Origin of the sequence: Actinospica acidithermotolerans (genome assembly GCF_018139625.1) — a bacterium.
Lineage (GTDB): Bacteria > Actinomycetota > Actinomycetes > Streptomycetales > Catenulisporaceae > Actinospica > Actinospica acidithermotolerans.
This window is the reverse complement of the sequence record NZ_JAGSOH010000233.1, coordinates 1-3,762: the sequence shown is the minus strand read 5'-3', so window position 1 is coordinate 3,762 and position 3,762 is coordinate 1. Positions and strand designations below refer to the sequence as shown.

The following is a 3,762-nucleotide window of genomic DNA, read 5'->3' as shown; positions in this document are numbered from 1 at the left end:
TAGTGGGATCATTATCGGTGGCGGGTCGTCGCCCGGGGCCGGTCGGGGTTGGTACCGTAGGGGGTAGCTGTTCACCCCGGACGGGAGAGTCCTCGTGGCGGCCGGTGTTCCCCGTGGTTGCGGGGGGTGCGGGCCGGGTGCGGGGCGCCGAAGGAGCAAATCCTCCCCGGAATCTCTCAGGCCTCCAGGACCGTCCGGGTCAGGCGACTCTGGAAAGCGGGGTCGTGTTCGCGCCGTGGACGTGGCGCGGGCATGGACCTCCACCGAAGGAGAAAACCGTGCGGCGCGCCGTTTTCCGTGGGGCGCGCGGGCGGCGAAGCTCTCAGGTTTCCCGACAGAGGGGGAGACGGCCGGTGCGCGGCGGTCGCGCGTCGGCGGGAGCCTTCAGGGAGTTGCACCGTGGTCGAGTCCGCCGAGGTTCGTTTCGAGGAGCGGCACATCGGTCCGTCGGAGGCCGATCGGGCGAAGATGCTGGCCGTGCTGGGGTACGGGTCGCTGGACGAGTTGTCGGAGGCGGCCGTTCCGGCGACGATCCGGCTGACGGAGCGGTTGAACCTGCCGCCGGCGCGGTCGGAGGCCGAGGTCGGACAGGAACTGCGGGATCTGGCGGGGCGCAACCGGGTGCTGCGCTCGATGATCGGTCTCGGGTATTACGGGACGTTCACTCCGGCGGTGATCCGGCGCAACGTGCTGGAGTCGCCGGCGTGGTACACGGCCTACACCCCGTATCAGCCGGAGATCTCGCAGGGGCGCCTGGAGGCGCTGCTGAACTTCCAGACGATGGTCGCGGACCTGGTGGGCCTGCCGGTCTCGGGTGCGTCGCTGCTGGACGAGGCGACGGCGGCGGCCGAGGCGATGGCTCTGTCGCTGCGCTCGGTGCGCGGGGCGGCGAAGCGGTTCCTGGTGGACGCGGACGTGTTCCCGCAGACCATGGCGGTGCTGCAGACGCGCGCCGAGCCGCTGGGGATCGAACTGGTGCCGGTGGACCTGTCCGCCGGGGTGCTGGCGGAGGCCGAGCCGGGTTCGTACTTCGGAATCCTGGTGCAGTACCCGGGCGCGTCGGGCGCGGTGCGCGATCTGACCGGGATCGTGGAGCAGGCGCACGCGGTGGGTGCGCAGGTGACGGTCGCGGCGGATCTGCTGGCGTTGACGCTGCTGCGGGCGCCGGGCGAGTTCGGCGCGGACATCGCGGTCGGTACGACGCAGCGGTTCGGGGTGCCGATGGGCTTCGGCGGTCCGCACGCGGGCTACATGGCGGTGCGCGAGGGCCTGGCGCGGTCGCTGCCCGGCCGGCTGGTCGGCGTCTCGCAGGACGCGCACGGCAACCGGGCGCTGCGGCTGGCGTTGCAGACGCGGGAGCAGCACATCCGGCGGGAGAAGGCGACGAGCAACATCTGCACGGCGCAGGTGCTGCTGGCGGTCGTCGCCGGCATGTACGCGGTCTACCACGGCCCGGAGGGCCTGTCGGGGATCGCGCGGCGGGTGCACCGCAACGCGGTGGTGCTGGCGGCGGGCCTGCGTTCGGCCGGGTTCGAGGTGTCGGGCGGCGCGTTCTTCGACACGGTCGCGGTGCGGCTTCCGGGGCGCGCCTCGGAGCTGTGGCACGCGGCGCGCGCGGCGGGCGTGAACGTGCGGCTGGCGGATCCGGACACGGTGACGCTCTCGTGCGATGAGACGACGACGTGGGCGGATCTGCAGGCGGTGTGGCAGGCGTTCGGCGTCGAGGGCGTGCAGGCGCACGCGCTGGACGAGACGACCGCCGACGCGCTGCCGGACGGGCTGGCGCGCACGTCGGCGTTCCTGACGCACCCGGTGTTCCACAGCCACCGGTCGGAGACGGCGATGCTGCGGTACCTGCGGCGGCTCTCGGACCGGGACGTGGCGCTGGACCGGTCGATGATCCCGCTGGGTTCGTGCACGATGAAGCTGAACGCGACCACGGAGATGGAGCCGATCACCTGGCCGGAGTTCGCGAACATCCACCCGTTCGCGCCGCTGGAGCAGGCCGGGGGCTACCTGGCGCTGATCGGGCAGGTCGAGCGGTGGCTGGCCGAGGTGACCGGGTACGACCGGGTGTCGGTGCAGCCGAACGCGGGCTCGCAGGGCGAGTTCGCGGGGCTGCTCGCGGTGCGGGCGTTCCACCGGGCGAACGGGCAGGGCCAGCGGGACGTGTGCCTGATCCCGTCCTCGGCGCACGGCACGAACGCGGCGAGCGCGGTGATGGCCGGGATGCGCGTGGTCGTGGTGGCGTGCCGGGCGAACGGCGACGTGGACGTGGACGAGCTTCGGGAGAAGATCGCGCAGTACCGGGACGAGCTCGCGGTGCTGATGGTGACCTACCCCTCGACGCACGGGGTGTTCGAGGAGCAGATCACGGACGTGTGCGCGGCGGTGCACGAGGCCGGCGGCCAGGTGTACGTGGACGGGGCGAACCTGAACGCGCTGGTCGGCCTGGCGAAGCCGGGCCGGTTCGGGGCCGACGTGTCGCACCTGAACCTGCACAAGACGTTCTGCATCCCGCACGGCGGCGGCGGTCCGGGCGTGGGCCCGGTGGCGGTGCGCGCGCACCTGGCGCCGTTCCTGCCGAACCACCCGCTGCACCCGATCGCGGGCCCGCAGCGCGGCGCCGGGACGGGCGTGGGCCCGGTGTCGGCGGCGCCGTGGGGCAGCGCTGGGATCCTGCCGATCCCGTGGGCGTACATCAGGCTGATGGGCGCGGACGGGCTCAAGCGGGCGACGCAGTCGGCGGTGCTGGCGGCGAACTACGTCGCGGCGCGGCTGTCGGCGCACTACCCGGTGCTCTACACCGGTCCGTCGAACCTGGTGGCGCACGAGTGCATCCTGGACCTGCGCGAGATCACGAAGGCGACCGGGGTGACGGTGGACGATGTGGCCAAGCGCCTGATCGACTACGGGTTCCACGCGCCGACGATGTCGTTCCCGGTGGCCGGGACGCTGATGGTGGAGCCGACCGAGTCCGAGGACCTGTTCGAGCTCGACCGGTTCTGCGCGGCGATGATCGCGATCCGCGGCGAGATCGAGAAGGTCGCGGCGGGCGAGTGGGACCGGTCGGACAACCCGCTGCGCAACGCCCCGCACACGGCGGCGGCGCTCGCGGGCGACTGGGAGCACGGCTACGACCGGGCAACCGCGGTCTTCCCGGAGGGCCCGGCGCAGGCGGCCGACAAGTACTGGCCGCCGGTGGCGCGGATCGACGGCGCCTACGGCGACCGGAACTTGGTTTGCTCCTGCCCGCCGATCGAGGATCTGGCTGTGTCCTAGCTTTCGCAGGCCCGCTGCGCGATCGCGTGTGGCGGGGGCGGTTCGGCTTCCGAGACGGTTGTACGGTCAGCTGACGCAGCTGCGGCGCGGCCCTGTGGTGTTTTCCGCAGGGTCGCGCTGCAATTGCGTAGATCGCGTGTGGCGGGGGCGGTTCGGCTTCCGAGACGGTTGCACGGTCAGCTGACGTAGCTGCGGCGCGGCCCTGTGGTGTTTTCCGCAGGGTCGCGCCGTGGTCGTTTCTCCCCGTTGCCCGTGTGCGTGCTGTGTGCTGTGTGCCGGTGCTATGCGGCGAGGAGCCTGGCCGCGGCGGCGGCGTGCTCGTCGCGGCCGCCGGAGGCCGGGAGCAGGGCGCCGAGGTCGTCGAAGGCGATGACTCCGTTGCACAGCAGGGACCAGCCCTGCTCGGGGTGCGCCGACAGGACGTGGGCGCGGTAGCGGTCGGAGGCGTAGGCGGTGGGGCACGGGGGCCGGTGCGGGCAC

2 protein-coding genes and 2 riboswitches are annotated in these 3,762 nt (G+C 72.5%); of the genes, one reads left to right on the top strand and one right to left on the bottom strand.

From position 1 onward, the window contains the following. The first annotated feature begins 71 nt into the window (after nt 1–71). Nucleotides 72–203, top strand: a riboswitch (glycine riboswitch). Between the two features lie 4 nt (nt 204–207). Beyond that, a riboswitch (glycine riboswitch) is annotated at nt 208–340 on the top strand. A 59-nt stretch (nt 341–399) separates the two neighbouring features. Beyond that, complete coding sequence (gcvP, locus tag KDK95_RS34130) at nt 400–3,282, top strand: aminomethyl-transferring glycine dehydrogenase (RefSeq protein ID WP_307844902.1); 2,883 nt, start codon at nt 400–402, stop codon at nt 3,280–3,282. 281 nt (nt 3,283–3,563) lie between these two features. On the opposite strand, the gene KDK95_RS34125 is transcribed toward gcvP, so the two are convergent. Next, a partial coding sequence (locus tag KDK95_RS34125; RefSeq protein WP_249162312.1) for a DUF5999 family protein occupies nt 3,564–3,762 on the bottom strand: 199 nt, incomplete at its 5' end.